Annotated in this window: 22 protein-coding genes; 7 read left to right on the forward strand and 15 right to left on the reverse strand. The window is 67.0% G+C overall.

Translation table 11 applies throughout. From position 1 onward, the window contains the following. Positions 1 to 8: 8 nt before the first annotated feature. The 4 genes from HV773_RS04825 to HV773_RS04840 form a co-directional block, all read right to left on the reverse strand. Complete coding sequence (locus tag HV773_RS04825; RefSeq protein ID WP_129563059.1) at positions 9 to 1,265, reverse strand: multifunctional CCA addition/repair protein; 1,257 nt, start codon at positions 1,263 to 1,265, stop codon at positions 9 to 11. After that, complete coding sequence (locus tag HV773_RS04830) at positions 1,262 to 1,909, reverse strand: glutathione S-transferase family protein (protein ID WP_129563060.1); 648 nt, start codon at positions 1,907 to 1,909, stop codon at positions 1,262 to 1,264. Before HV773_RS04830 ends, HV773_RS04825 begins: the two co-directional genes overlap by 4 nt. A 122-nt stretch (positions 1,910 to 2,031) precedes the next feature. Continuing rightward, entirely contained in the window at positions 2,032 to 2,988 is a 957-nt protein-coding gene (locus tag HV773_RS04835) for a complex I NDUFA9 subunit family protein (RefSeq protein ID WP_129563061.1), read from the reverse strand. A gap of 104 nt (positions 2,989 to 3,092) precedes the next feature. Beyond that, the gene (locus HV773_RS04840; protein ID WP_129563062.1) at positions 3,093 to 5,072 is read right to left on the reverse strand and encodes a lytic transglycosylase domain-containing protein; all 1,980 of its coding nucleotides are present in this window, start codon (positions 5,070 to 5,072) and stop codon (positions 3,093 to 3,095) included. A gap of 8 nt (positions 5,073 to 5,080) precedes the next feature. On the opposite strand from HV773_RS04840, the gene HV773_RS04845 reads away from it, so the two are divergent. Then, positions 5,081 to 5,719, forward strand: coding sequence for a 5-formyltetrahydrofolate cyclo-ligase (locus HV773_RS04845; RefSeq protein ID WP_129563063.1), 639 nt, complete (start codon positions 5,081 to 5,083; stop codon positions 5,717 to 5,719). Between the two features lie 48 nt (positions 5,720 to 5,767). On the opposite strand, the gene HV773_RS04850 is transcribed toward HV773_RS04845, so the two are convergent. Continuing rightward, the gene (locus HV773_RS04850; RefSeq protein WP_129563064.1) at positions 5,768 to 6,280 is read right to left on the reverse strand and encodes a winged helix DNA-binding protein; all 513 of its coding nucleotides are present in this window, start codon (positions 6,278 to 6,280) and stop codon (positions 5,768 to 5,770) included. A gap of 177 nt (positions 6,281 to 6,457) precedes the next feature. Between HV773_RS04850 and pxpB the strand changes: the two genes are divergently transcribed. The 5 genes from pxpB to HV773_RS04875 all read left to right on the forward strand — a co-directional run bounded on the left by pxpB (position 6,458) and on the right by HV773_RS04875 (position 10,940). Continuing rightward, complete coding sequence (gene pxpB, locus HV773_RS04855; protein WP_129563065.1) at positions 6,458 to 7,150, forward strand: 5-oxoprolinase subunit PxpB; 693 nt, start codon at positions 6,458 to 6,460, stop codon at positions 7,148 to 7,150. Next, the gene (locus HV773_RS04860) at positions 7,147 to 8,226 is read left to right on the forward strand and encodes a 5-oxoprolinase subunit C family protein (RefSeq protein WP_129563066.1); all 1,080 of its coding nucleotides are present in this window, start codon (positions 7,147 to 7,149) and stop codon (positions 8,224 to 8,226) included. Before pxpB ends, HV773_RS04860 begins: the two co-directional genes overlap by 4 nt. Before the next feature lie 86 nt (positions 8,227 to 8,312). Then, positions 8,313 to 9,068 (forward strand): 5-oxoprolinase subunit PxpA, encoded by a 756-nt coding sequence (pxpA, locus tag HV773_RS04865; protein ID WP_129563067.1) that lies wholly within the window; start codon positions 8,313 to 8,315, stop codon positions 9,066 to 9,068. Positions 9,069 to 9,252: 184 nt separating this feature from the next. Further along, positions 9,253 to 9,990: a DUF969 domain-containing protein gene (locus HV773_RS04870; RefSeq protein WP_129563068.1), complete on the forward strand. Its 738-nt coding sequence runs from the start codon at positions 9,253 to 9,255 to the stop codon at positions 9,988 to 9,990. After that, positions 9,987 to 10,940, forward strand: a complete 954-nt coding sequence (locus HV773_RS04875; protein WP_129563069.1) for a DUF979 domain-containing protein — start codon at positions 9,987 to 9,989, stop codon at positions 10,938 to 10,940. The genes HV773_RS04870 and HV773_RS04875 overlap by 4 nt, the downstream gene beginning before the upstream one ends. A 43-nt stretch (positions 10,941 to 10,983) precedes the next feature. Here HV773_RS04875 and HV773_RS04880 read toward each other — a convergent pair whose 3' ends face one another. Further along, positions 10,984 to 11,787: a glycosyltransferase family 2 protein gene (locus tag HV773_RS04880; protein ID WP_129563070.1), complete on the reverse strand. Its 804-nt coding sequence runs from the start codon at positions 11,785 to 11,787 to the stop codon at positions 10,984 to 10,986. A 257-nt stretch (positions 11,788 to 12,044) separates the two neighbouring features. Between HV773_RS04880 and HV773_RS04885 the strand changes: the two genes are divergently transcribed. Then, positions 12,045 to 14,114, forward strand: a complete 2,070-nt coding sequence (locus HV773_RS04885; RefSeq protein ID WP_129563071.1) for a tetratricopeptide repeat protein — start codon at positions 12,045 to 12,047, stop codon at positions 14,112 to 14,114. Here the strand turns inward: HV773_RS04885 and HV773_RS04890 are convergent. The 9 genes from HV773_RS04890 to HV773_RS04930 all read right to left on the reverse strand — a co-directional run bounded on the left by HV773_RS04890 (position 14,095) and on the right by HV773_RS04930 (position 25,145). Then, positions 14,095 to 15,270, reverse strand: coding sequence for a TraB/GumN family protein (locus HV773_RS04890; RefSeq protein ID WP_129563072.1), 1,176 nt, complete (start codon positions 15,268 to 15,270; stop codon positions 14,095 to 14,097). The two genes, HV773_RS04885 and HV773_RS04890, sit on opposite strands and share 20 nt — an antisense overlap. 79 nt (positions 15,271 to 15,349) lie before the next feature. Beyond that, positions 15,350 to 16,384: a peptide ABC transporter ATP-binding protein gene (locus tag HV773_RS04895; RefSeq protein ID WP_129563073.1), complete on the reverse strand. Its 1,035-nt coding sequence runs from the start codon at positions 16,382 to 16,384 to the stop codon at positions 15,350 to 15,352. Next, positions 16,381 to 17,391 carry an ABC transporter ATP-binding protein gene (locus HV773_RS04900; protein ID WP_129563074.1) on the reverse strand — a complete coding sequence of 337 codons (1,011 nt, stop codon included), beginning with the start codon at positions 17,389 to 17,391 and terminating at the stop codon, positions 16,381 to 16,383. Before HV773_RS04900 ends, HV773_RS04895 begins: the two co-directional genes overlap by 4 nt. Before the next feature lie 2 nt (positions 17,392 to 17,393). Next, the gene (locus HV773_RS04905; RefSeq protein WP_129563411.1) at positions 17,394 to 18,311 is read right to left on the reverse strand and encodes an ABC transporter permease subunit; all 918 of its coding nucleotides are present in this window, start codon (positions 18,309 to 18,311) and stop codon (positions 17,394 to 17,396) included. Positions 18,312 to 18,365: 54 nt separating this feature from the next. Then, a complete protein-coding gene (locus tag HV773_RS04910) occupies positions 18,366 to 19,379 on the reverse strand; it encodes an ABC transporter permease subunit (RefSeq protein ID WP_129563075.1) in 1,014 nt (337 codons plus the stop codon). A 129-nt stretch (positions 19,380 to 19,508) separates the two neighbouring features. Further along, positions 19,509 to 21,143 (reverse strand): ABC transporter substrate-binding protein, encoded by a 1,635-nt coding sequence (locus HV773_RS04915; protein ID WP_129563076.1) that lies wholly within the window; start codon positions 21,141 to 21,143, stop codon positions 19,509 to 19,511. A 327-nt stretch (positions 21,144 to 21,470) separates the two neighbouring features. Continuing rightward, entirely contained in the window at positions 21,471 to 23,678 is a 2,208-nt protein-coding gene (locus HV773_RS04920) for an O-linked N-acetylglucosamine transferase, SPINDLY family protein (protein ID WP_160113467.1), read from the reverse strand. Between the two features lie 228 nt (positions 23,679 to 23,906). Further along, complete coding sequence (metF, locus tag HV773_RS04925; RefSeq protein WP_129563078.1) at positions 23,907 to 24,737, reverse strand: methylenetetrahydrofolate reductase [NAD(P)H]; 831 nt, start codon at positions 24,735 to 24,737, stop codon at positions 23,907 to 23,909. Positions 24,738 to 24,791: 54 nt separating this feature from the next. Continuing rightward, positions 24,792 to 25,145 (reverse strand): phage holin family protein, encoded by a 354-nt coding sequence (locus HV773_RS04930; RefSeq protein ID WP_035532214.1) that lies wholly within the window; start codon positions 25,143 to 25,145, stop codon positions 24,792 to 24,794. Between the last annotated feature and the right edge of the window lie 116 nt (positions 25,146 to 25,261).

Here is a 25,261-nt window from a genome sequence, read left to right on the forward strand (position 1 = left end):
GCCTTGCGTCAGCCCGCCTTCAACGCCTCTTCCACCGCATCAACGCGTGCGCGGTGCACCGCTTCCTTGATCTTCTCCGCAGCGTTCTTGTCCGCGCCCGCCTCGGTGATCGTGCGCGCGATCGCGCCCGCGTCCACGCCGCGCGCGGCCGCAAGCGCCACGCGCAGACGCTCCGCTTGCGGATACGGCGCGTTTTCCCAGTTCAGGCGCCCGCGCAAATCGGCCTCGCAGGCCTGCAGCGCCTCGGCAAAGCGCGCGGGCTTGCGCAGCGCGTCGCTGCGCTCGAGCATGCGCACGAGCGCAGCCGCGCCCATGTCCATCACGCGATGCACGTTGCCGTGCTCGCGCGCGACCAGCAGCGCGAGGTCGCGGCATTCGTTGGGCACGCGCAGCCGGTCACAGAGCGGCTTCAACAGATCGACGCTGCGCCCTTCGTGGCCGATGTGGCGCGGCAGCACGTCTTCGGGCGTGGTCGCCTTGCCGAGATCGTGCGTGAGCGCGGCGAAGCGCACCGGCAGCGCATAGCCCTGCGCGGCGGCGTGGTCGATCACCATCATCACGTGGATGCCGGTATCGACTTCGGGGTGATAGTCGGCGCGCTGCGGCACGCCGAAGAGGCTGTCCACCTCGGGCAGCACGCGCGCGAGCGCGCCGCATTCGCGCAACACCGCGAACATGCGCGAGGGCTTGCTTTCCATGAGCCCGCGCGAGACTTCCTGCCAGACGCGCTCGGGCACGAGCGCGTCGACTTCGCCCGAGGCCACCATCGACTGCATCAGCGCCATGGTCTCGGGCGCGACGGTGAAGTCGGCGAAGCGCGCCGCAAAGCGCGCGATGCGCAGGATGCGCACCGGGTCTTCGAGAAACGCATCGCTCACGTGACGGAACACACGCGCGCGCAAATCGTTCGCACCGCCAAATGGATCGACCACGCGCCCGGTCAGCACGCCCCCGGGCTGGATCTCGCGCGCCATCGCGTTGATGGTGAGGTCGCGCCGCGCGAGATCTTCCTCGAGCGTGACATCGGGCGCGTAGAAAAACTGGAAGCCGTGATAACCCGCTGCGGTCTTGCGCTCGGTGCGCGCGAGCGCGTATTCCTCCTGCGTCTGCGGATGCAGGAACACCGGAAAGTCCTTGCCCACCGGGCGATAGCCCTGCGCGGCCATCTGTTCGGGCGTCGCGCCCACGACCACGTAATCGCGGTCGCGCACGGGCAGGCCCAGCATGTCGTCACGGATCGCGCCGCCTACCACGTAAATCTTCATGCGTCGGGTTCGTCGTGCTCGATACGGTGGGTTTCCTTGCGCGCGGCTTCGATCCATGCCGCGACGGCGGGCTCGGCGCTCACGCGCGCCGCATAGGCGGCCGCTTTGGACGAAAGCTCGGGGGCGTAGCTGTTGAAGCGCATCACGACGGGCGCGTACATCGCATCGGCAATGCTGAACTCACCGAACAGGAATGGGCCGCCGCTGGCGTCGAGACAGGCGTTCCACAACGAGTCGATGCGCGCGATGTCCGCGAGCGTGCCGGGTGTGGCGCCCGTGCCAGGCTTCGACGTGCGGATCGCCATCGGCATGGTCGTGCGCAAGTCCGCGAAGCTCGAATGCATCTCGGCGCTCACGCTGCGCGCGCGCGCACGTGCGTTGGCATCGCGCGGCCACAGCGCGTGTTGGGGAAAGCGCTCGGCGAGCGTTTCGGCGATGGCGAGCGTGTCCCACACGGCAAGGCCGTCGTCAGTGAGGAGGCAGGGCACCTTGCCCGACGCCGAAACCGCAAGAATCGACGCTTTCGTTTCGGGCTCGCCGAGTTCGATCAGCACCTCTTCGAATGGAATGCCGAAATGCGTCATCAGCACCCAGGGGCGCATCGACCACGACGAGTAGTTCTTGTCTCCAATGACGAGTTTCATGATCACCGTTGAATAGGAAGTCAAGGTTGGGTGCGCCACGTGCCCGGGCTCATGCCCGAATGCGTGGCGCGCGGCGGATGTGCTGCTGCTGCGTTGCTGCTTCGTTGGTGCGGCTCTGGACGCTATCGGTGTGCGTTCGTGCGAAAGATGTTCAGGCGCGCGCGCAGCGAAGCGTCGGAGAGATAGAGCGGCGCGATCGTCTCGATGCTCACGGGCTCCACGCCCAACTCCGGTGCCAGCGGCCCGGTGAGCACGCTGTCGACTTTCATCGAATCGAGATTATCGCGCGTGAGGACCGGCACGCCGGGCGCCATCTCGAACGAAAGCGCCTGCAGCCGCGCGAACGCATCGGGCAAGCGCACGATGCGCGCGTGACGGCCCACTACTTCGCCGCAGTACTGCACCAGCTGTTCGAGCGTGTAGACCGTCGGCCCGCCGAGTTCATAAGTTTGCCCGCTCGCGGCGTCGAGATCGAGTACGTTGACGATCGCCTTCGACACGTCGCCCACATAGACGGGCTGGAACTTCGCGTCGGGCATGCCGAGCGGGATCGCCGGAAAAAGCTTTTGCAGCACGGCAAAGCGGTTGAGGAAGGTGTCGTCGGGGCCGAACACCACGGACGGGCGCAGGATCGTCGTGGCCAGCGCCGTGGCCGCGTGCACGGCCTTTTCGCCGTCGCCTTTCGAGCGCAGATACATGCTCGGCCCGCGCGGGTCGGCGCCAATCGCGCTCACGTGGATGAAGCGGTGCACGCCCTTGCTCTCGCAGGCGGCGACGATCTTCGTGGGCAACTCGACATGCAGTTTCGCGAAGCCCGGGCCATAAGGTGTGCCATGCCCGCCGTTGAGCGTGCCGACGAAATTGATGACCGCATCGGCATTTTCGACGAAGCCCGCAAGTGCGACCGGATCGGTCACGTCGGCTTCGACCACGTCGATAGGAAGCAAGGTGAGATGGCGGGCATTGGCGCGCCGCCGGGTGGCCACGCGCACATCCTTGCCCGCCTCGACGAGCGCGTTGACGAGATGGCTACCGATGAATCCCGAACCGCCGATGACCGCGATGGCTTGATGTCTCATCCTCGACCTCCTCGCGCATCGTCGTGCGCGCACCGGCGCCAGGCGCCGGGGTTCGTGCGGCGGCGCGGCTCGTGATCGGGAGAACGCGCCGTGCCGCGCGACGTTCACTGCAGCGGCGAGATAAAGCCTAGACGCGTCTTCAGCGATTGAGGACGGCCCTCGAACAGCGCCGCGTAGTAGACCGTGTTCGACAACACGTTTTTCACGTAATCGCGGGTCTCCTGGAACGGAATGGTTTCCGCGAAGATTGCGCCCTCGACGCCGCGCGGCATGTTCGCGCGCCACTGGCGCGGGCGCCCCGGTCCGGCGTTGTAACCCGCGGTGGCGAGCACGGCGGAACCGTCGAACTGATTGTAGATCATCGACAAATAGTTCGTTCCGAGCAGGATATTGGTGTTCAGGTCGTTGAGCTGGTCGCGCGAGAGCGGGCCGAGGCCGATCTTCTTGGCCACCATCTGCGCCGTGGCCGGCATGATCTGCATGAGGCCGCTCGCGCCCACGCCCGACTTCGCGTTGAGAATGAAGCGCGACTCCTGGCGAATCAGGCCGTAGGCCCATTCGACGTCGAGGCCGTTGGTTTGCGCATCGCGCTCCACCACGTCGCGGAACGGCGCGAGATAGCGCAGCGAGAAGTCGTGCTCGGTCTGCGTGCGATCGGCCGTGTTGACGGTGCGGTCGAGCAACTGGATGCGCTTCGCGTATTCGGCGACCGCCAGCAACTGGCGATCGCTCATGCCGCGCAGCGGCCAGTTCCATTCGCGGTTGCCTTCGAGCCGCAGATTCAGCGCGTAGAAGCGCTGCGCGAGCGCGAAGCCCGGCGTCTGCGCGGCCTGGGCGATCTCGGCGTCGCTCACCGAGGTCTTCGGCGGAATGGTGATCTTCTGACCCAGCTCCTCGGTCGCAAGCTGGCCGTAGAAGTTATAGCCCGCCGAGATCGACGCGAATTCCTGGTTCGCCTGGCTCGTTTCACCGGCTTGCTTGAGCGCGCGCGCGTGCCAGTAGACCCACGAGGGTTGCGAGCGCAGCGCAGCGGGCATTTGCTCGATCGACCAGCGCACCATGGTCCAGTCGCCGCCAAGCAGCGCGGCGCGCGTGCGCCATTCGTAGGCGGGGTTCGAGAGCGGCGCGTTGGCCGAGAGGCGATACCAGTCGAGCGCGGCCGGCATGCGCTTGAGCGCGCCCTGATAGCCAATCGTGCCCCAGCCGATCGCGCGCTCCGGCGAGGTGAGCGAAGGCGCGACCTGCGCGAAAGTGGCCGCGGCCATGGCGGGGTCGTTGCGCGCCATCAGCGTAACCGCGAGCAGCGCGAGCTGGTGTGATTGCGGATCGGCGCTCACGCCGTTCGCGAGCGTGAGCGGCGGCGTGCTGACCGCCTGGCTGAACGCAGCGGGGTCGGGGCGCTGCGCGAGGCCGTCGAGCAGCTTCGCGCCCGTCGAGGTCTGGTTCTGTTCGTACGCGAGGCGGATCTGCTGCCAGACGTCGTCGCTGGTGAACTGGCCTTTGATTGCGAGCGCCGTGATGAGGTCGACGCAGCCGTCGCCGTAATAGCGCGGCTCGACCAGCAGCGCGCGCGCATCGCTGGCAACGTTCTCGCCGCGCGACGCGCGCGACTCCAGCGCGTAGCACTTCACCTGCGTGTCGTCGTTGAGCACGAAGCGTGCGTACTGCTGGTCGAAGTTCGCCCAGTCGTGGCGCGCGCCGAGCACGGTCAGATAGTCGTTGCGCAAGCGGTCGGCGATGGCCTCGCCGTCGTGGCGCTGCAGGAACGACAGCACCGGCGCGTCGGGCGCGTCTACGCGCGCATGGCCCTGCGAATCGAACAGTTGTGGCTTCAACTGGAAGTATTCGAGGTACGACGGCGCGGGATAATCCGGAATCGTCGCGGCAAGCTGCGCGGCGCGCGCGGCATCGTTATTGCGCGCGGCCTCGCGAAGCTGGATGAAGGTTTGATCGTCGCTTGAAAGCGCAGCGCCCGGAGCAAGGGCAACAGGCCGCACGGCAGACGCCGTGCTGCACGCGACGAGTGCCGCGGCGGCCAGTGCAAGACCGGCCGCGCGATATACTCGGACAAGGCGTTTAGACATCGTTATTTCTGGAGCGCGAGGTGAACCCAAGCATAGCATGCAACCCTGCGGCTCAATCCAAAAAGGCGTGGCGTTTACGACTTCGCACAGCCCGTCTTGAAGCCTCTTCCAGCGCTCCGGCCAACGCGGCGCTGAGCGCGCATCTCGACGCTCTCGTCGGCCGTCTCGCACCGCGTTCGATTGGCTTTTACTGGCCGTTGCCAGGCGAATTCGACGCACGGGAATGGATTGCTTCGTGGCTCGCGGCCGATGCGTCGCGCCGTGCAGCGCTACCTGTTATCGCCGAGCGTCACGCGCCGCTGCAGTTTTGCTTCTGGTCCCCGGGCGCGCCGATGCGCGAAGGTCATCACGGCATTCCCGAACCGGAGTCCGCCGAGGCAGCGCTGCCCGATCTGCTGCTCGTGCCCTGCGTGGGGTTCGACGGCGACGGCTACCGGCTCGGCTATGGAGGCGGCTATTACGACCGCACGCTCGCCGCCTGGCCTGGCGCGGCGTTGCCGCTCACGGTGGGCATCGCGTATGAAGCGTGCCGCATCGACGATGGCGTGCCCGAACGCGGCGCGCACGACCTGCCGCTCGACGCGGTGGTCACCGAAGCCGGCGCGCATCTCGTGGGGCGTCTCGCTGCGCGCCAAGCTGGGCTCTGAGTTGCGCGCTGAGTTGCGCGTCGTGCCGCGCCCAGGCGCGGCACATGCTCAAAGCGACGCCGCTGCGCGCGCCGCCGTGTCGTAGAGTCCCGACGCATTGCGCATCAAATGTGCCGCGTCGCCGATCTGCTGATTGGTGAGACCGCTTTCCTTGAGCGTCGCGATCAGGCAACTCTCGCGCACGTCACGATAGCGCATGCAGAGATCGCGCCCTGCCGGCGTCACCGAAAAGAACGCTTCCTTGCCGCTTTTCTCGCTCTCGACCAAGCCGCGCGCGACCAGCTTCTTGAGCGCGTAAGTGGCGACGTGCGTATCCTCGATATTGAGCACGAAGCAAATATCGGCGAGCTTCTTGCGGCGCCCGCGGTGACCCACGTGATGGAGCAGCGACACCTCCACCGGCGTCATGTCCTTCGCGCCGGCCGCCGACATGCAGCGCACCATCCAGCGATTGAACGCATTGCTTGCCATGATGAAGGCGTATTCGAGTTCGGAAAGCTCGGCGCTCGTCTCGGAGACGAGATGCTCGGACGAAACGATCTTGGTCGGCGGGCGCGACATGACTCAACCCTGTGGTCGAAACGGTGTGCCGCCAGTGTAGTGAGGTCGCGCGCGCCTCGCCCCTGGCAGAAACGCTTATTGATAATTTATCGATAAATTGTCGAGAATGTACCCTGAGAAAAAATCGGATGCCGGCCATGACACCGGAGCCTGAATTGCCTGAAACCGCTTGAGACGATGAGCCATCCTGTTCCCCGTATTTACTTCCTCGGCGACGAGGCGCTCGTCTGCGAGGCCCCGCCGCCCGCCACGCTGGAGGTCCAGCGCCGCGTCTGGGCCGTGGCTGCGAGCGTGCGCGGCTGGGACGCCGTGCGCGAAGTGGTGCCCGGCATGAACAATCTGACGATCACCTTCGATGCGCTCTCCGCCAGCGCCGACGCCCTCGCCGCCGAGCTGGAAACGGCATGGCACGAGGCCGAGGGCGCAGCCGTTGCCGCCTTCGAGGGCCGCGAAGTCGAAATTCCGGTGAGCTACGGCGGTGCGGCGGGCCCCGATCTCGGCGCGGTCGCGCAGCACACCGGGCTCGCGCCCGCCGACGTCGTCGCGCGTCATGCGGCGGGCGTCTACACCGTGTTCTTCCTCGGCTTTCAGCCGGGCTTCGCCTATCTCGGCGGACTCGAGGCCGCGCTTCACACGCCGCGCCGGCGCGCGCCGCGCCTCGCAGTCCCCGCCGGGTCGGTGGGCATCGGCGGCGAGCAGACCGGCATCTATCCGGCGCAAGCGCCCGGCGGCTGGCAGCTGATCGGCCGCACCGCGCTCCCCCTCTTCGACCCCGCGCGCAATCCGCCCACGCTGCTCATGCCCGGCGACCGCGTGCGCTTCGTTGTAGAGAACATCAACGAAGTCATCCCCGAGGAGACCCACGCATGATCGAAGTGATGCGCGCGGGTCTGCTCACCACGGTTCAGGATCTCGGCCGGCCGGGTTACCGGCATCTCGGCGTCGCCACCGGCGGCGCGCTCGACACGCTCGCGCTCGAAGTGGGCAACCGCCTCGTCGGCAACCGGCATGATGCGGCGGGGATCGAAATCACCTTCGGCCCGGTGGCGCTGCGCTTCGCGCGCGCGACGCGCGTGGCCATCACCGGCACCGACTTCAACGCGACGCTAGGCGGCAAGCCGGTGTGGTCGTGGTGGAGCCTGCCAGTCGCGGCTGGCGAAACGCTCGTGCTCAATGGCGCGAAGCGCGGCATGCGCGCCTATGTGTGCGTCGCGGGCGGCATCGACGTTCTGCCGATGCTCGGCTCGCGCAGCACCGACCTCGCCGCCGGCTTCGGCGGGCTCGCGGGCCGCGCGCTCAAGGACGGCGACCGCCTCGCCACCGGCGCGTCGTTCGCGGCGGGCGGCGAGCGCGCCTCGCTCGCAGCAGGCGCGCCGCCGTTCGGCGTGAAGGCACCGTCGCAATGCAGCTTCGTGTATCCGGACGAAGTGCCGCCGAGGCGCGGCCGCCATCCGGACGGCATGCTGTGGGCCGTGCCTGTACGCGTGCTGCGCGGCCCCGAGTACGACAGCTTCTCGCCCGAGGCGCAGCGCGCCTTCTGGTCCGACGAATGGCAGGTCACGCCCAACAGCAACCGCATGGGTTACCGGCTCGAAGGCACGCCGCTCGTGCGCGACACGCCCGCCGACCTGCTCTCGCATGCGGTGCTGCCGGGCACGATCCAGGTGCCGCCGAACGGCCAGCCCATCGTGCTGATGAGCGATGCGCAAACCACGGGCGGCTATCCGAAGATCGGCGCCGTGATCCGCGCCGATTTGTGGAAACTCGCCCAGGTGCGGCTCACGACGGGCGTGCGCTTTATCGAAACGACGCCGGCCATCGCGCGCCGCGCGCTCGAGGAGGAACGGGCCTATCTGCGGCAGATCGATACCGCGATCGCCATGCAGGACGAGCGCCATGCGAGCCGCCGCGTGCGCGCGGCGGGCACCCGAGGCCAAGGCGCATGACGCGGGCGGCGGCGCCCCCGCAACCAGGCATCGAAGCACGACGCGCCGGTGCGACCCCAGCGCGAAGCAACACGGAGAGAATCATCATGACCACCATCGATCTGAACGCCGATCTCGGCGAAGGCTGCGGCTCCGACGAGGCGCTGCTCGACCTCGTGAGCTCGGCCAACATTGCGTGCGGCTGGCACGCGGGCGGCGCTAACGCCATGCGCGAATGCGTGCGCTGGGCCGTGGAAAAAGGCGTGTCGATCGGCGCGCACCCGAGCTTCAACGACCCCGAGAACTTCGGCCGCAAGGAAATGAACCTGCCCGCCGAGGAAATCTACGCGGGCGTGCTCTACCAGCTCGGCGCGCTCTCGGCGATCGCCCAGGCCGAGGGCGGCCGCATTGCGCACGTGAAGCCGCATGGCGCGCTCTACAACCAAGCCGCGCGCGACGCGAAGATCGCCGACGCGATCGTCTCGGCGGTGCACGACTTCGATCCTTCGGTGACGGTGTTCGCGCTCGCGGGCAGCGGGCTCGTGAGCGCCGCGCGCGAAGCGGGCCTCGTGGCGGTGGAGGAAGTGTTTGCCGACCGCGGCTACCGCGCCGACGGCTCGCTCGTGCCGCGCAGCCAGCCGGGCGCGCTGCTCGACGACGAAGATGCCGTGCTCGCACGCACGCTCGCGATGATCCGCGAGCAGCGCGTGCAGGCCGTGGACGGCGCGTGGGTGCCGCTCAACGCCCAGACCATCTGCCTGCACGGCGACGGGCCGCATGCGCTCGCATTCGCGCGGCGCATCCGGGCGGCGCTGGACGAGGCCGGCATCGGCGTGCGAGCGGCGGGTGTTGCCGAGGCCTGAGCACACACAAGACAAAAAGCATCACAGAGGCAAGTACAGAGGTAAAAACAGGGCCGACAAGAGCCCGGCAGTCAGAGCGCCGCGCCACGCTACACGCGTTGCACGGCGTTTCATCACCGTGGCCCGCTGCACATGACGCAGCGGGCCACGGCAATAACGACGCACAAAAACTGGAGACAAAGAGATGCAGAGCACCGTCAACTTATGGCCGCTCATCGGGGTGGCCGTGATCATCGTCGGCTTCGTATTGCGCTTCAATCCGATGCTGATCGTCGCGGCGGCGGCGATCGTCACCGGCTTCGCCGCCGGGTTCCCGCCGGGCAAGATCCTCGCCGCCATCGGCACCGGCTTCATCAAAACGCGCAACCTGCCGCTCATCATCCTGCTGCCGCTCGCCGTGATCGGGCTGTCGGAGCGCCACGGCCTGCGCGAGCGCGCGCAGATCTGGATCGGCAATATCAAGGCGGCCACGGCGGGGCGTCTGTTGATCGTCTACCTGCTCGTGCGCGAACTTACCGCCGCGGTCGGGCTCACGGGCCTCGGCGGGCATCCGCAGATGGTGCGTCCGCTGATCGCGCCGATGGCCGAAGGCGCCACCGAAAACCGCTTCGGCAAGCTTCCCGAAGCGGTGCGCTACAAGCTGCGCGCCTGGTCCGCCGCGACCGACAACGTCGGCCTGTTCTTCGGCGAGGACATTTTCGTGGCGTTCGGCGCGATCGTGCTGATGGTCACGCTGCTCAAGGAAGCGGGCATCTCGGTCGAGCCGATCCACGTCGCGTTCTGGGGTATTCCCACCGCAATCTGCGCGTTCCTGATCCACGGCGCGCGGCTGTGGCTGCTCGACCGCAAGCTCGAGCGCGAACTCGGCGGGCGCGGCGCGCAGGACAAGTCCGCTGCTGCAGAACAGGGAGACGAGGCATGACTATCACCCTCAACTGGCTCTACTGGCTGCTCGGCATCGTGCTGCTGATCGTCGGCGGCATGATCGTGCTCGACCGCGAGCATCCGCGCCGCCTCACCGCGGGCGGCTTCTGGATCCTCTACGCGCTGATCTTCCTCGTCGGCGACTACCTGCCCGCCGAAGTCGTGGGCGTGCTCGCGCTCGCGATGGCGGTGATCGCCGGCTTCGGCGGCGTGACCGGCGGCACACCGAAAGTGCTCTCGCTCGAAACGCGGCTCGCGAGCGCGAAGCGTCTCGGCAACAAGCTCTTCGTGCCCGCGCTCACCATCCCCGCCGTCACCGTCGTGCTCACCTTCGCGGCTAGCCATCTCATGGTGGGTTCCACACCGCTCGTCGATCCGAAGAACGTCACGTTGATCGGTTTCGGCATTGGCTGCGTGATCGCGCTCGTCATCGCCTGCATCATCACGCGCGACAGCGTCGGCCAGTCGATGCAGGAGACGCGCCGTCTCGTCGACGCGCTCTCGTGGGCCGCCGTGCTGCCGCAGATGCTCGGCATGCTCGGCCTCGTGTTCTCGGACGCGGGCGTGGGCAAGGCGGTCGCCCATGTGACCACGTCGTACATCAACATGGACCTGCGCTTCGTGGCCGTGGCGGTTTACTGCATCGGCATGGCGCTCTTCACCGTGATCATGGGCAACGGCTTCGCCGCCTTCCCGGTGATGACGGGCGGCGTGGGCGTGCCCGTGCTGGTGGGCGTCTTCCACGTGAACCCGGCGATGATGGCGGCCATCGGCATGTTCTCGGGCTACTGCGGCACGCTCATGACGCCCATGGCCGCGAACTTCAACATCGTGCCCGCCGCGCTGCTGGAGCTGCCCGACAAGAACGCGGTGATCCGCGTGCAGGTGCCCACGGGGCTCGGCATTCTGGCGGCCAATATCGTGCTGCTGTACGTGCTCGGGTTCTGAGCGAGTCCGGGCAGCGGCGTGCCGCGCTCCCGCCCGGACGGTTTTACCGTTCGAACGGCGCTTCGCCCAGCGCCTCGACGAACTGCGCGAGGCGCGGGAAATGCCGCGCCACGAGCGCCTCGGGCAGGAGGTACTGCGGAAAGCTCGCCGTGGCGTTGTGCGCGTGCAGGACGTGCAGGCACAGGCCGATGTCGTCGGCGAAGTGCGCGAGGTTCGCTCCGCGTTCGAGCGCGGCCTGCAGGAACTCGCCGTCCTCATTGGACGAACCCGACTCGAACGGACCGGCGGCCCACAGGCGCTTCGTGTAGACGTAGCTGAAGCCGTAGCCGGAATGGTTGTCGGCGAAGGCCCGGTGGTCGACAGGAAAGTTGAGCGCCGTCATGGGCTGCGGGCTCCAGTGGAAATGCAGCCCGCTCTTGTGCAGCAAGTCCCACCACGCGAACTGGCCGTACACGCGGCTATACAGAAAGAACGCGCTGAGCTTGACGAAATCGGCGCGGCGCTCGCCCAACTGCGCGCACATGACGCGCAGATATTCGGGCGCGTAGTATTCGCCATCGTCGAAGTGGGCGATGACTTCGGCGCGCGCGAGCGCCACCGCGAGATTGCGCTTCGCGCCGACGCTCATGCGCTGCGGCACGTGGCGATACACCACGCGCGCATCGCCGAGATTCTGCATGAACGTGCTGGGCCGCTCGCTGTCGTCCACCACGATCCATTCGCAGGAGCCAAGGTCCTGACGCGCGAATGAACGATAAGCATGCGGCAGCATAGCCTCGCGGTCCCTTGTGGGTGTGATGACGCTGACGACAGGCGCATTGGTCTTGGCGTTCGGTGAATTCGGCATGTGGCGCTCCTGGCCAGGCAAAAGCTGGAAATAGCTGGAAGCTGGATGGTAGAGCCGCCTCTTGCGCGCTGAAATCGAATTCCCACTAAAGCAGCGCTCTCCTCCCGGGTCACACAAGATGTTTTGTCACCGGTCATATCGCTTTCGGAATTTTCTTATCGAAGCGGCAGCGCCAGACCCTTACTTTGTGCGGTCCCCCCCCAATTCCGGTCAGATGCGCGCCCGTCGCTCCGCGCGCCGATCGGTCTCACATACCCATGACTTCGAACGCCGCCGCTTCTGCCGATTCATCCGCACCTGACGAACCCGCCGATTCCGGTGCGCGTCTTGCCGCCGCGCTAGAAGCCCACGGTGCGGGACGTCTCGACGAAGCACAAACGATCTACCGCGCGCTGGTCGAGCGCGATTCCACCCATGCCGACGCGTTGCATTACTGGGGCGTGGCGCGCCATCAACTCGGCGATCATCGCGGCGCACTCGCGCTCATGGATCGCGCGCTCGGGCACGCGCCCGACGACGCGGTTTGCTGGAGCAACCGCGGCCTCGCTGCGCTCTCGCTCGGCCAGCATGTGGAAGCGGCGCATAACCTGCACGAGGCGCTGCGTCTCGCACCCGGATTCGCCGATGCGCACAACAACCTCGGACTCGCGCTGCGCGAAGCGGGCGACCTCGCGGGCGCGGAGCGCCACTGCCGCGCGGCGCTCGCACTTGCGCCGGCATCCGTGAACGCGCAAGTGAACCTGGGCAGCCTGCTCGCGAAGCTCGGGCGCAGCGAGGAGGCACTCGCCTGCTATCGCGAAGCGCTCGCGCTTGCGCCCGCCGATGCCGCCATCCACTTCAATCTAGGCAACGTGCAGCGCGCACTCGGCGACGACGATGCCGCCATCGCCCATTACCGCGAGGCCGTCGAACTGGCGCCCGGCTACGCGGCCGCCTGGGTGAATCTCGGCACCACGCTCGGCCAGACCGGCGACTATCGGGCCGCGGAAACGTGCTATCGCCAGGCCGTGGAGCTGGAGCCGAACGCGGCGAATCTCGTGTGCCTCGGGGCCTCGCTGGGCGCGCAAGGGCGCAACGACGAGGAAGCGCCCTACTACCAGCGCGCGCTCGAGATCGACCCGCAAAACGCCGACGCGCGCCAGAACCTCGTCTGGCTCAAGCTCAAGCGCGGCGAGTACCGCGAAGGCTGGGCCGAGTACGCGCGGCGCTGGCGCGCCTGCGACTACGCGCCCTTCGACATCGAAGGCATTGCCGAGTGGCAAGGCGAGCCGCTCGACGGCAAGCGCCTCCTGCTCGTGCATGAGCAGGGCTTCGGCGACCAGATCCAGTTCGTGCGCTACGCGAGCGAGTTTGCCGCGCGCGGCGCCAGCGTCGATGTATGCGTGCCGCAGACCCTGCAGTTGCTTGCGCAGTCGGTGCCGGGCGTGCACCGCGCCTGGACCGGCACGCCCACGGGCGACTACGACTACTGGCTATACGTGATGAGCGCGCCGTCCGCGTGCGGCACCGAACTCGAGACGGTTCCGGTCACGGTGCCTTATCTCTTTGCGCGCGACGTCGACATTCAGGCGTGGAAGCCGCGCGTGCAAGCCGCCATGTTCGCGGACCTCGCGCGCCTGGCTGGCAAGGCATCGGCTGATGCCCCGCTGGCGGCGCTCGAAGCCGCGGCGAAGCCACCAAGTGCGCCCAGCAGCGCGCGCAGGCCGGCCGGCTACCGCAACATCGGCCTCGTCTGGGGCGGCAATCCCGGCTTCTACAACGACCGTAACCGCTCGGTGGCGCTGGCGGCGTTCCAGCCGCTCTTCGCGCTGGAGAAAATCAGCTGGTTCTCGCTGCAAAAGGGCGAAGCGGCCCGCGCGCAGCTTGCGGCGCTGGGCGGCGGCGCTCCCGTCCACGACTTCAGCGACGATCTGCGCGACTTCGGCGACACGGCCGCGCTCATCATGAATCTCGATCTCGTGATTGCCGTGGATACTTCGACCGCGCATCTGGCCGGCGCGCTTGGCAAGCCGGTCTGGATCCTCGTGCCCGCGAACGGCGAATGGCGCTGGCTCGAAAAGCGCGCGGATTCGCCGTGGTACCCCACGGCGCGGCTGTTCCGCCAGCGCGAAGTGGGCGACTGGCAGCCGGCGCTCGAAGAACTGCGCGAAGCGCTTGCCGAAAAACCCAGGCGCGTGACGGGCGTAAGCGGAACAAGAGGAACAAGCGGAACAAGAGGAACAAGAGGAACAAGCAGCGCGGGCACGCGCAAATCCACGCGGAGGGCGCCCAAGACAACCGGCTTGCCAATCAACGAAGAGCTGGATCTCAGCCCGGATCGACCGTGAAGCCGCGCTGCCGCAGCAACTGGAGCACGCCGTTGCGCCCGCCCAGATGCAGCGCGCCGACCGCCGCGAAGAGCGGCTTGTTGGGCCCGGCATACAGCTGCATGCGCGCGACGAAACGCCGGTTGCGCTCGTAGACGATGCGGTTATCCACCGACGCCGCCACACGCGGGTCGTGCGCGAGCTTTTCGGTGCGGGCGGCATCCCAGGCGGCGATCGCGTCGGCGTCGCCGAGTCGCCACAGGCGCAGCAGCGTCTGCACGTCGGCGACGTTTTGCGCGGGCGTTTGCGCGAGATCCTGCGCAAGCATCTCGCGCTGCTGCGCAAGCGTGAGGTGAGTGAACGCGCGCATCTGCTCAGCCAGCGTTTCCAGCCCGACCACGCGCCGCCCCTTCAAGCGCAGGAACACGTTCTGCAATTGCGCCTCTGTGCCGTACTCGGTCTGCAGGCCCGCGCTCAGTGAATCGTAGGTTTCCACCAGCAGCGAGGCGAGCCACGGCTTCATCTTGCGGATCTCGGCGAGCGCCTCGGGATTGCCGCGCAAACGCGCCGCGAGCTTCGCCCACAGCGGATCGGGCAGAAGCTGTTGCAGACAGGGCTTGCGGCACACGCCGTATTTCGAGACGTCGTCCTGCGAGACCAGCAGGTCATCGGGCGAGAGTTCGAGCGCGAGGGTGGGCGAGGCGTTGAGCGCCGCGAGGATCGGCGCACGAAACGGCTGGTTCGGCGGATAGTCGGCGGGGTCGCCCACGTGCAGCGTGCCGAGCAGATAAATGGTGGTGGTGCCGCGCGTGGCGACGTAGAACGGCATGCGCGCCGGTTGCGTGCGCACCGGGCCGCCCGCCGTCGTGCCCGACGCGTAGCTCGGCATGGGCGGCGCGTGAAAGCCCGGCAGGCCGCCGCCCGAAGGCTGGCCAAGCGCGGGAACGGTGGGATGCACGCCGGGGACATTGGCGGCGGTGGCGGCGGCAAACGCGCTGGGCATGAACGACGCGTGCAACGGCTGGTCGAGCGACGGCCCGAGCGCAACGGCCAGCGCGAGCGCCGTTGCCAGCGCCGCGCGCAGCCATGGGCGCGCACGCGCGAACGCAGCGGCAAGCGCTCGCGCATGCCCCCGTGAAAGCGCGCCGCCCGCCCGAAGGCGGCCCCGGTTTTGCATCGTCGATGCGGCGCGATGGCCGCCCTTTGGTTTGCGGCGCTTGAAACGGCATATAAGCCGGCGCGCCGCCGATACTTCATCAGGCCGGCATGGGCCGCCCATCTTCTTCCCCTACCTCCTCAGCACGATGGCAGGATACCTGACGGCCATCCACTTCGCGCAATACCGGCACCTCCTTGCGGCACCGCTCGACCGCATACGGGCAACGCTGATGGAATGTGCAACCCGAAGGCGGGTTCAGCGGCGAAGGCAGCTCGCCCTCCAGCTTGATCTTCACGCGCCGGTCCGCCTCGAAGATCGCGGGCGTCGCCGAAAGCAGCGAGCGCGTGTACGGGTGCCGCGGCCGCCCGATCACCGTGTGCTTGTCGCCCAGCTCCGCCACGCCGCCCAGGTACATCACCATCACGTCGTCGGCCACGTGCTCGACCACGGCCAGGTTGTGCGAGATGAACACGTAGCTCGTGCGGAACTGCTCCTGCAGATCCATGAACAGATTCAGGATCTGCGCCTGGATCGACACGTCCAGCGCCGACACCGGCTCGTCGGCCACGACGATCTGCGGGTCGAGGATCATCGCGCGCGCGATCGCCACGCGCTGACGCTGCCCGCCCGAGAACATATGCGGATAACGCTTCGCATGCTCGGGCCGCAGCCCCACGATGCGCATCATGTGCGCGATGCGGTCCGCGCGCTCGCTCGCCGTGAGCCTGGTGTTGATCGCCAGCGGCTCGCCGAGCGTCTGCTCCACGGTCTTGCGCGGATTGAGCGACGCGAACGGATTCTGGAACACCATCTGCACGCGGCGGCGCAGCGCGGCGATCTTCTCGCTGTTCGCGTGCGCGACGTCCTCGCCGTCGATCGTGAGCTTGCCCGAGGTGGGCGGCTCGATCATCGTGAGCTGGCGCGCGAGCGTGGACTTGCCGCAGCCCGACTCGCCCACCACCGCGAGCGTGCGCCCGCGCGTGAGCGAGAACGACACGCCGTTGAGCGCCTTCACGGTGCCCGTGCCGAACATGCCGCGCTTCACGCTGTAGTGCTTCTTGAGGTCTTCCGCGACGAGCACCTTGTCGTCACGCGTATCTTCGCGAGCCGCGGATTGCTGGACTGCGTTCATCGCGCGCCTCCGTTGGAAAGTGAGCCAGGCGTTTGTACCGCCGCGTTCAGCGGCTTGATGCAGCGCACCTGCGCGTAGCCGCTTTCATCAGCGGTCGGACCGAGCGCCGGCCGCGCCTTCATGCAGCCATCCACCACGTACTTGCAGCGCGGCGCAAACAGACACCCGCTGGGCCGGTCGTCGCGGCCGGGCACCATGCCGGGCAGCGCGGCAAGCCGCATCGCCCCCTTGTTGTGCTCGGGAATCGCCGCGAGCAGCGCCTCCGTGTACGGATGATGCGGCCGCGAGAAGATATCGGGCACGCGGTTGGTCTCGATGATCTCGCCCGCGTACATCACGGCCACGCGCTGCGCGACCTCCGAGACCACGGCCAGATCGTGCGAGATCAGCACGAGCGCCATGCCGCGCTCCTTCTGCAGGCGCACGAGCAGTTCCATGATCTGCGCCTGGATCGTCACGTCGAGCGCCGTGGTGGGCTCGTCGGCGATCAAGAGCTTCGGGTTGCAGGCCACGGCCATCGCGATCATCACGCGCTGGTTCATGCCGCCCGACATCTGGTGCGGGAAGTTGTCGATGCGGTTCTTCGCGTCGGGAATGCCCACCTGGTCGAGCAGTTCCAGCGCGCGCGCGTGCAGTGCCGCGCCACGCAGTCCTTCGTGCAGCTTGAGCACTTCCTTGATCTGATAGCCGATGGTGTAGCTCGGGTTCAGGCTCGTGAGCGCGTCCTGGAACACCATCGCGATGTCCTTGCCGACGATGCGGCGGCGCTCCCTGCCGGTGGCGTTGAGCAGGTCGCGGCCATCGAAGGTGACCGCGTCGGCGCTCACCTTGCCGGGCGCGTCGATCAGGCCCATCAGCGCCATCATCGTCACGCTCTTGCCCGAGCCCGATTCGCCGACGATGCCGAGCACCTCGCCCGGCGCCACCGAGAGATTCACGCGGTCCACGGCGGGCAGGCCGTTGAAGTTCACCGCGAGGTTGCGGATGGTTAGCAGTTCTTTATTCATGATCAGGCCATCCGTTTCAGCTTGGGATCGAGTGCGTCGCGCAGCCCGTCGCCGAGCAGGTTGATCGCGAGCACCGAGATCAGGATGGAAAGGCCCGGCATCGTGACGATCCACCAGGCGCTGTCGATATAGTCGCGCGCCGAAGCGAGCATCGCGCCCCACTCCGCCCTGGGCGGCTGCACGCCGAGGCCGAGAAAGCCCAGCGCGGCAGCGTCGAGAATCGCCGAACTGAAGCCAAGCGTCGCCTGCACGATCAGCGGCGCGGTGCAGTTGGGCAGCACCTGCGAGAACATCAGCCGCAGCGTGCCGGCGCCGGCCACGCGCGAAGCGGTCACGTACTCCTTGTGCAGTTCGCCCAAAGCCGAGCCGCGCGTGAGACGCACGTAACCGGGCAGCGCGACGATCGCGATCGCGAACATGGTGTTGGTGAGGCCCGGGCCGATGATCGCGACCACGGCCACCGCGAGCAGCAGCGACGGCAGCGCGAGCAGCACGTCCATCAGACGCATGATGGGCGTGTCGGCCCACTTCTCGAAGAACGCGGCCACGAGCCCGAGCACGACGCCCGGGATCAGCGCGAGCAGCACCGAGACGCAGCCGATCCACAGCGAGAGCCGCGCGCCGTACATCAGGCGCGAGAGGATGTCGCGGCCCGCTTCGTCGGTGCCGAGAATGAACTTCCAGTTGCCGCCGTCGAGCCAGGCGGGCGGGATCTTCACGAAGTCGCGGTACTGCTCGATGGGGCTGTGCGGCGCGATCAGCGGCGCGAAAACCGCCAGGAACACGAGCAGCAACACGATGATGCCGGCGCCCACGGCGCCCTTGTTGCGCGAAAAGTTCGCCCAGAATTCGCGCAGCACGAGCGCGCGGCCCGAAGGCGGCGTGACGGCGCGGGGCACGCTGTTCTGAATGTCAGCCATCATGCCTCCACGGTTCGATGAGCGGTTTGCGGGTTTTGCATCGTCATGGCGTGATTACCTCGTATGTCGAATGCGCGGATTGAGCACGCCGTACAGCAAATCGACGAACAGGTTCACGACGATCACGAGCGTCGCGATCATGAGAATGCCGCCCTGCACCACCGGATAGTCGCGCCGGCTGATCGCATCGATCAGCCATTTGCCGATGCCGGGCCAGGAGAACAGCGTCTCGGTCAGCACGGCGCCCGCGAGCAGCGTGCCGACCTGCAGGCCGATTACGGTCACCACGGGAATCAGCGCGTTGCGCAGCGCATGCACGACGATCACACGCACAGGCGAAAGGCCCTTGGCGCGCGCGGTGCGGATGTAGTCCTCGCGCAGCACTTCGAGCATGGACGAGCGCGTCATGCGCGCAACCACCGCCAGCGGAATCGTGCCGAGCACGATGGCCGGCAGGATCAGATGCGAGAGTACCGAGCGGAACGCGCCTTCGTCAGTGCCGGGCAGCAGCGAATCGATCAGCATGAAGCCGGTGACGTGCGGGATGTCGAATTCCACGGCGATGCGCCCCGACACCGGCGTCCAGCCAAGCTTGGACGAGAACACCATGATGAGGATGAGGCCCCACCAGAAGATCGGCATCGAATAGCCGGTGAGCGCGGTACCCATCACGCCGTGATCGACGACGGTGCCGCGCCTGAGCGCCGCGAACACGCCGGCGGGCAGGCCCACGGCGAGCGCGAAGATGAGCGCACAGAGCGAGAGTTCGACGGTGGCGGGAAAGCGCGCGAGGAATTCGCCCATCACGCTGGTGTTGGTAATGATCGACGTGCCGAGGTTGCCGTGCAGTGCGCGCCAGACGTAGTGCACGTACTGCATTGGCAGCGGCTCGTCGAGCCCGAGGCGGTGCATGGCCTCGGCGTGCATTTGGGGATCGACGCCGCGCTCGCCCATCATCACTTCGATGGGGTCGCCCGGAATCAGGTGGATGAGCGCGAACGCAAGCAGCGTGATGCCAATGAAGGTTGGGATCACCATGCCGATGCGGCGCAAGACGAAGCGGAACATGTGACGTTCCCCCGAAAGCTTGAAATGAAACGCAACCGGCGACAGGAGCTCGTGACCCCGGTCGCCGGACCATTTTCGCGGGCCCTCGGTGTATGAGTGAAGGCCGCGCGAAAAACTACCCGATAGACATTACTGCATGCCGACGCCGTCGAAGCGCGCATAGCCGAGCGGCTCGATGCGCATGTCGGTCACCTTCTTGCTGACCGGCTGATAGACGGTCGAGTGGGCGATCGGCGAGAACGGCAGTTGCTGCGCGAAGATCTGCTGCGCCTGCTGGTAGAACTTCGTGCGCTGCGCCTGATCGGAGGTCTGGCGGCCCTTCTGGACCAGCTCGTCGAACGGCTTGTAGCACCACTTGCCGAAGTTGTTGCCGTTCACGGCCTCGCAGCCGAGCAGCGTGCCGAGCCAGTTGTCGGGGTCGCCGTTGTCGCCGGTCCAGCCGATCAGCATCGAGTCGTCTTCGCCCGCGTGCGCGCGCTTGATGTACTCGCCCCACTCGTACGTGACGATCTTCGCCTTCACGCCGATCTTGGCCCAGTCGGCCTGGATCATCTCGGCCATCAGGCGTGCGTTCGGGTTGTAGGCGCGCTGCACGGGCATGGCCCAGAGCGTCATCTCAAAGCCGCTGGACAAGCCGGCCTTCGCCAGCAGCGCCTTGGCCTTCTCGGGATCGTACGGCTGCGCCTTCAGGCTCTTGTCGTAGGACCATTGCGTGGGCGGCATCGGGTTGGTCGCGGCCTGGCCCGCGCCCTGATACACCGACTCGATGATCGCCTTCTTGTTGATCGCCATGTCGAGCGCCTGGCGCACTTCGAGCTTGTCCATCGGCTTGTGCTCGACGTTGTACGACAGGTAGCCGAGGTTGAAGCCCGGCTGCGACGGCATGGCGATGTTCGGGTCGGCCTTCAGCGGCGCGATGTCGGCGGGACGCGGATAGCTCATCACCTGGCATTCGTCGCGCTTGAGCTTCTGCACGCGCACGCTAGCGTCGGGCGTGATCGAGAAGATCAGCTTCGAGAGCTTCACCGCACCCGGCTTCCAATAGTCAGGATTGCCATCGAAACGGATGGTCGCGTCCTTCGTGTAGCTCTTGAAGATGAACGGGCCCGTGCCGACCGGATACTGGTTGATGTCGGCGGCCTTGCCGGCCTTCATCAGTTGATCCGCGTATTCAGCCGAGAGAATCGAGGCGAACTCCATCGCCATGTTCTGGATGAACGGCGCGTTCGGCTCGTTCAACGTGAACTTCACCGTGTACGGGTCGACCTTCTCGACCTTCGCGATGAGCTTGTCCAGACCCATGTCGGTGAAGTACGGGAACGACACCGGGTACGCCTTGCGGAACGCGTTGTTCGCGTTGAGCATGCGGTCGAACGTGAACACGACGTCGTCGGCGTTGAATTCGCGCGTGGGCTTGAAGTACGCCGTGGTCTGGAACTTCACGCCATGGCGCAGATGGAACGTGTAGGTCTTGCCATCAGGGGAAACATCCCACGATTGCGCGAGGCCCGGTTCGACCTTGGTGCCGCCGCGCTCGAATTCGACGAGGCGGTTGTAGACGGTGAACGTGGCCGCGGTGAAATCGACGCCCGTGGTGTATTGGGCGGAGTCGAAGCCAGCGGGGCTGCCTTCCGAGCAGTACACGAGCGTCTTGTTCGGGATGCTGCCCGCGGCATGCGCGACGGTGGCCCCTGCAATCGATGCCGCTGCGAGCGCCACGAGCGACGTCATTCGCGCGGCACGCAACAGATTGTTTTCTTTCATGTTTCCTCCAGTTCGGTGCCGGCCTGAGCCAGCGTAGCGCGATCTTACTTGAGCACTGCCTACGCTCACAAGCCGGCCAAAATGACCATCGCGCGCAGGAAATGCCTGGTTGACAGGGTTGCTGCGAGCGGCTTTCCGGGCGATATGCCGGCTCTAGCCGCGCGTGCTCTTCTCATATTCCGCCTTTGTCCCGCTTTTGCCTGCATTTGTTCTCTGAAGCACGATAGCGCGCTGTCATTTTGCTTGCAGTTTCCTTGGCCGGCCGTGCCGGCGCAGACGCCCGCCCAAAAGTTCAGGCTCGGCTTCGGCTGGCCTTGGGTGGCCGTATCAGCCGCTCACCGGCTGCGCGCGAGCGCACCAGTCGCGCCACATGAGGCGGTATGCAGCTTCCATATTGCGCGCAAAGCGTGCGCCGTCCATCAGCGGCGATGCCGCCATGCGCGGGCGCAGGCCCGCGCGCAGCGCGGCGAGACGCGCCGGATCGCGCGCGAGCGAGACCACGAGTTCGACGTACTCGGCATCGCTATGCGCGGCCAGTTCCGCCAGCCCCAGGTTGGCGAGCAGCGAAAGCCCCGCGCGGCCCGCCGCCGAGCGGCCAATGCGCGTGGGCACGGGCACGCCCATCCAGAGCGCATCGAGGCTCGTGGTATGGCCGTTGTAGGGAAACGTGTCGAGCGCGAGATCGACTTTTGCCCAGGTGCGCAGGTAGTCGTCGCGCGGCTGAAAGCCCACGAAACGCACGCGCGCTGGCTCCACGCCGTGAGCCGCGAGACGCGCCAAGAGCCGCTCGCGCGCGGCGCCGGGCGGCGCCATCAGCACGAGCCGCGCCGTGGGCAGCGCCGCGAACACGCCCGACCAGAGCGCGAACGTGGCGTCGGTGAGCTTGCAGGGGTTGTTCAGGCAGCCGAACGTGATGGCGCCGTCGTGTCCCTCGGCCAGCATCGGCAAGCCGTTGACTTCGATGCCGGGCGCGAGCGCGTCGTAGCACCAGAACGTGTCGGGCAGGCGGAGCGTGCGCTCGGTGTACTGATCGTCCACGCCCGGTGCGCCGGGCGGGTCGAGCCACGGATCGGTGAGCCGCCAGCCGATGGCCGCGCTGCCCGTGGTGCCCGGGTAAGCGAGCCACGCCACCTGCACCGGCGCGGGCCGCCGCGCGAACATGAGACGGCGCGCGCCGTCCATGTGCATCGTCAGGTCTACGAGGATGTCGATGCGGTCGTCGTGAATCTGCTGCGCGAGCCGCGCATTGTCGAACTCGCGCACGTCGCGCCAGAGGTCGGCGTGGGCGGCGAGGCGCGCCGTCACCTCGTCCGACTGCGCGACGCTCGAATAGCAGACGATCTCGAACGCCGCGTGATCGTGATGCCGGAACAGCGGCGTCGTGAACAGCATCTGGCAGTGATTGCGAAAGTCCGGCGAGACATAGCCGATGCGCAACCGTCGCTGCGCGTCGGGCGTGGTCGCGTGCGCAACGGGCTGCGCAAGCAAGGCTGCTTCATGCTGCTTCGAAAGTTGCTCGGCAGTGGCGCGGATCGCGTGGCCGTCCTCGGTCGCGAACATCAGACCATACGCGTAGTTGCTGTGCGCGCCGAGGTTGCCGGGCTCGCGCGCGAGTGCTTCGCGATAGCACACGAGCGCCGGCCCGATTTCGCCCGCATGCTTGTGCGCGTTGCCCAGATTGCTCCAGGCGTTGGCTAAATCCGGCTTCAGTTCGAGGGCGCGCGTGAAGCACGTGTGCGCGTCATCGATGCGCGAGAGATCCACGAACACATTGCCGAGGTTGTTCCATGCCGAGGCGTCGTCGGGAGCGAGTTCGAGCGCGCGCTCCAATGCCGCCTGGGCCTCGGCCTGGCGGCCGCGGGTGCGCAACAGGCAGCCGAGATTCGTGAGCACATTGGACGATTCGGGCGTGAGCGTCCGGGCGTGTTCGAGCACCGCCTGCGCTTCGTCCATGCGCTTGAGCGCGATCAGGACGTTCGCGAGATTGTTCCAGGCGTTCACGGCCCCCGGGTCCAGCGCCACGGCGCGGCGCAGCGGCGCCTGGGCGCGCGCCGCGTCGCCGCTCGCGAATAGTGCGCTGCCGTAGTTGTAATGCGCGCCCGCATAGTCGGGCGTAAGCGCCAGCGCCCGCTCGAAGGCGGCCAGCGCGCGCGGGAAGTCGCCCTGGCTCACATGGAGGTTCGCGAGGTTGTTCAGCGCGATCGAAAAATCGGGCTTGAGCGCGAGCGCGCGTTCGAGCGCCGCGAACGCATCTTGTGCCTCAGTGGCCGCGTCGTGGGTGAGCCCAAGGCTCACGAGGAAGTACGGGTCCTCGCGCACCGCGAGCGCGCGCTCGATCAGCGCGCGCGCCGCGAGCCGGTCGCGCGCCGCTTCGAGGATGCCGGCGAGATGCAAGGCATCGGCATCGCGTGCATTGGCCTCGATCAGCCGCTCGCAGCGCGCGCGTGCCTCGTCGAGCGCGCCGGCGCGCCACGCGGCGACAGCATCGGCAAAAGTGCCGGCTTGCGAAAGAGTTTCGGGAACGGAAGTCGTCATGCGCAAAGGCCTGCCGCGCACGACGCATGCCATGGCGCGATTACGTGGGCAAAAAGGAAAGCCTTCGATTATCGGCACCGCGACATCCGTGGCCTTTGACGCAGATCACGTCCGCTAGCTGGAACGGCGGCGCACAAAAAAACCGCGCGGCACCCGGTAAAGGATGCCGCGCGGTTTGCATGGCGCCGCGCGCAGGCGACAGGCCAGGACTCAGCAGGACTCAGGCGCTCACAAATCGAGCCGTTCGCAGATCGCCTTGGTCGCGCCCGCCGCGTTGAGCGTGTAGAAGTGCAGACCCGGCGCGCCGCCTTCGACGAGGCGGCGGCACAGGTCCGTCACCACGTCGAGGCCGAACGCGCGGATCGACTCGCGGTCGTCGCCGAAGCTTTCCAGGCGTCGTGCGACCCAGCGCGGCACTTCCGCGCCGCACATTTCCGAGAAGCGCATGAGCTGCGTGTAGTTCGTGATCGGCATGATGCCGGGCACGATGGGCACGTCCACGCCGAGCTTCTTCGCGTCTTCCACGAAGCGGAAGTACGCGTCGCCGTTGAAGAAGTACTGCGTAATGGCCGAGTCCGCACCGGCCTTCACCTTCTTCGCGAACGCTTCGAGGTCGTGGCGCGGCGAGCGCGACTGCGGGTGGTACTCGGGATAGCCGGCCACTTCGATGTGGAACGCGTCGCCGGTTTCCTCGCGGATAAACGCCACGAGTTCCGACGCATAGCGCAGCTCGCCCACTTCGCCCATGCCCGAAGGCAGGTCGCCGCGCAGCGCCACGATGTGGCGGATGCCGTGCGAGCGGTACTGGCGCAGGATCTCGCGCAGACTTTCCTTCGACGAGCCGATGCACGAAAGGTGGGGCGCCGCATCGACGCCTTCCTTGGCGATTTCGACGATGGTGTCGAGCGTGCCTTGCTGCGTGGAGCCGCCCGCGCCGAAGGTGACCGAGACGAAGCGCGGCTTGAGCGTGAGCAGTTGCGCGCGCGTGGCGCGCAGCTTTTCGACGCCGTCCGGGGTCTTCGGCGGGAAGAATTCGAATGAGAGTTCGATCGGTTTCATGATCGGTTTGGAAATAAGCGGGACCGAAGTGCAAGGCCTCGGTCCGCGCATGCATCAGCCGAGGCTGCGGTTGCCGAAGATCAGCGCCGAGAGCAGCCAGGAGACGATGCTGTAGAGGATCGAGCCGAAGAACGCCGACCAGAAGCCCGACACCTCGAAGCCCTTGAGCAACGATGCCGCCAGCCAGAAGCACAGCGCGTTCACCACGAGAATGAACAGGCCAAGCGTGAGGACGGTCACGGGCAGCGTGAGGATGATGAGCACCGGACGCAGGATCGCGTTGATGAGGCCGAGCACGAGCGCGATGATCAGCGCAGTGCCGAAGCTGCGCACGTGGATCGACGGAACGAGCCAGGTGATGATCAGAAGCGCGAGCGCATTGATCAGCCAGGTCAACAGCACGGTCATGGGAACTCCTTTTGCGTCGTTGTGATGTGTGCCGCCCGTGCGCGGCCGCAAGAGGCACATCGCACGGGCGTTCACACAGCTTCGTTCTGGTCGCTTAAACGCGGCTTAAAAATAAG

It is taken from the genome of Paraburkholderia caffeinitolerans (genome assembly GCF_902859945.1).
In the GTDB taxonomy this organism is placed as follows: Bacteria; Pseudomonadota; Gammaproteobacteria; order Burkholderiales; family Burkholderiaceae; genus Paraburkholderia; species Paraburkholderia caffeinitolerans.

Coding starts and splice junctions, on each gene's coding strand:
- HV773_RS04880 (WP_129563070.1), bottom strand. CDS start 11,787: ATGCCGAATTCACCGAACGCCAAGACCAATGCGCCTGTCGTCAGCGTC.
- HV773_RS04870 (WP_129563068.1), top strand. CDS start 9,253: ATGCAGAGCACCGTCAACTTATGGCCGCTCATCGGGGTGGCCGTGATC.
- HV773_RS04895 (WP_129563073.1), bottom strand. CDS start 16,384: ATGAACGCAGTCCAGCAATCCGCGGCTCGCGAAGATACGCGTGACGAC.
- HV773_RS04920 (WP_160113467.1), bottom strand. CDS start 23,678: ATGACGACTTCCGTTCCCGAAACTCTTTCGCAAGCCGGCACTTTTGCC.
- HV773_RS04910 (WP_129563075.1), bottom strand. CDS start 19,379: ATGTTCCGCTTCGTCTTGCGCCGCATCGGCATGGTGATCCCAACCTTC.
- HV773_RS04825 (WP_129563059.1), bottom strand. CDS start 1,265: ATGAAGATTTACGTGGTAGGCGGCGCGATCCGTGACGACATGCTGGGC.
- HV773_RS04900 (WP_129563074.1), bottom strand. CDS start 17,391: ATGAATAAAGAACTGCTAACCATCCGCAACCTCGCGGTGAACTTCAAC.
- HV773_RS04860 (WP_129563066.1), top strand. CDS start 7,147: ATGATCGAAGTGATGCGCGCGGGTCTGCTCACCACGGTTCAGGATCTC.
- metF (WP_129563078.1), bottom strand. CDS start 24,737: ATGAAACCGATCGAACTCTCATTCGAATTCTTCCCGCCGAAGACCCCG.
- HV773_RS04905 (WP_129563411.1), bottom strand. CDS start 18,311: ATGGCTGACATTCAGAACAGCGTGCCCCGCGCCGTCACGCCGCCTTCG.
- HV773_RS04875 (WP_129563069.1), top strand. CDS start 9,987: ATGACTATCACCCTCAACTGGCTCTACTGGCTGCTCGGCATCGTGCTG.
- HV773_RS04840 (WP_129563062.1), bottom strand. CDS start 5,072: ATGTCTAAACGCCTTGTCCGAGTATATCGCGCGGCCGGTCTTGCACTG.
- HV773_RS04850 (WP_129563064.1), bottom strand. CDS start 6,280: ATGTCGCGCCCGCCGACCAAGATCGTTTCGTCCGAGCATCTCGTCTCC.
- HV773_RS04915 (WP_129563076.1), bottom strand. CDS start 21,143: ATGAAAGAAAACAATCTGTTGCGTGCCGCGCGAATGACGTCGCTCGTG.
- pxpA (WP_129563067.1), top strand. CDS start 8,313: ATGACCACCATCGATCTGAACGCCGATCTCGGCGAAGGCTGCGGCTCC.
- HV773_RS04830 (WP_129563060.1), bottom strand. CDS start 1,909: ATGAAACTCGTCATTGGAGACAAGAACTACTCGTCGTGGTCGATGCGC.
- HV773_RS04885 (WP_129563071.1), top strand. CDS start 12,045: ATGACTTCGAACGCCGCCGCTTCTGCCGATTCATCCGCACCTGACGAA.
- HV773_RS04890 (WP_129563072.1), bottom strand. CDS start 15,270: ATGCAAAACCGGGGCCGCCTTCGGGCGGGCGGCGCGCTTTCACGGGGG.
- HV773_RS04835 (WP_129563061.1), bottom strand. CDS start 2,988: ATGAGACATCAAGCCATCGCGGTCATCGGCGGTTCGGGATTCATCGGT.
- HV773_RS04930 (WP_035532214.1), bottom strand. CDS start 25,145: ATGACCGTGCTGTTGACCTGGCTGATCAATGCGCTCGCGCTTCTGATC.
- pxpB (WP_129563065.1), top strand. CDS start 6,458: ATGAGCCATCCTGTTCCCCGTATTTACTTCCTCGGCGACGAGGCGCTC.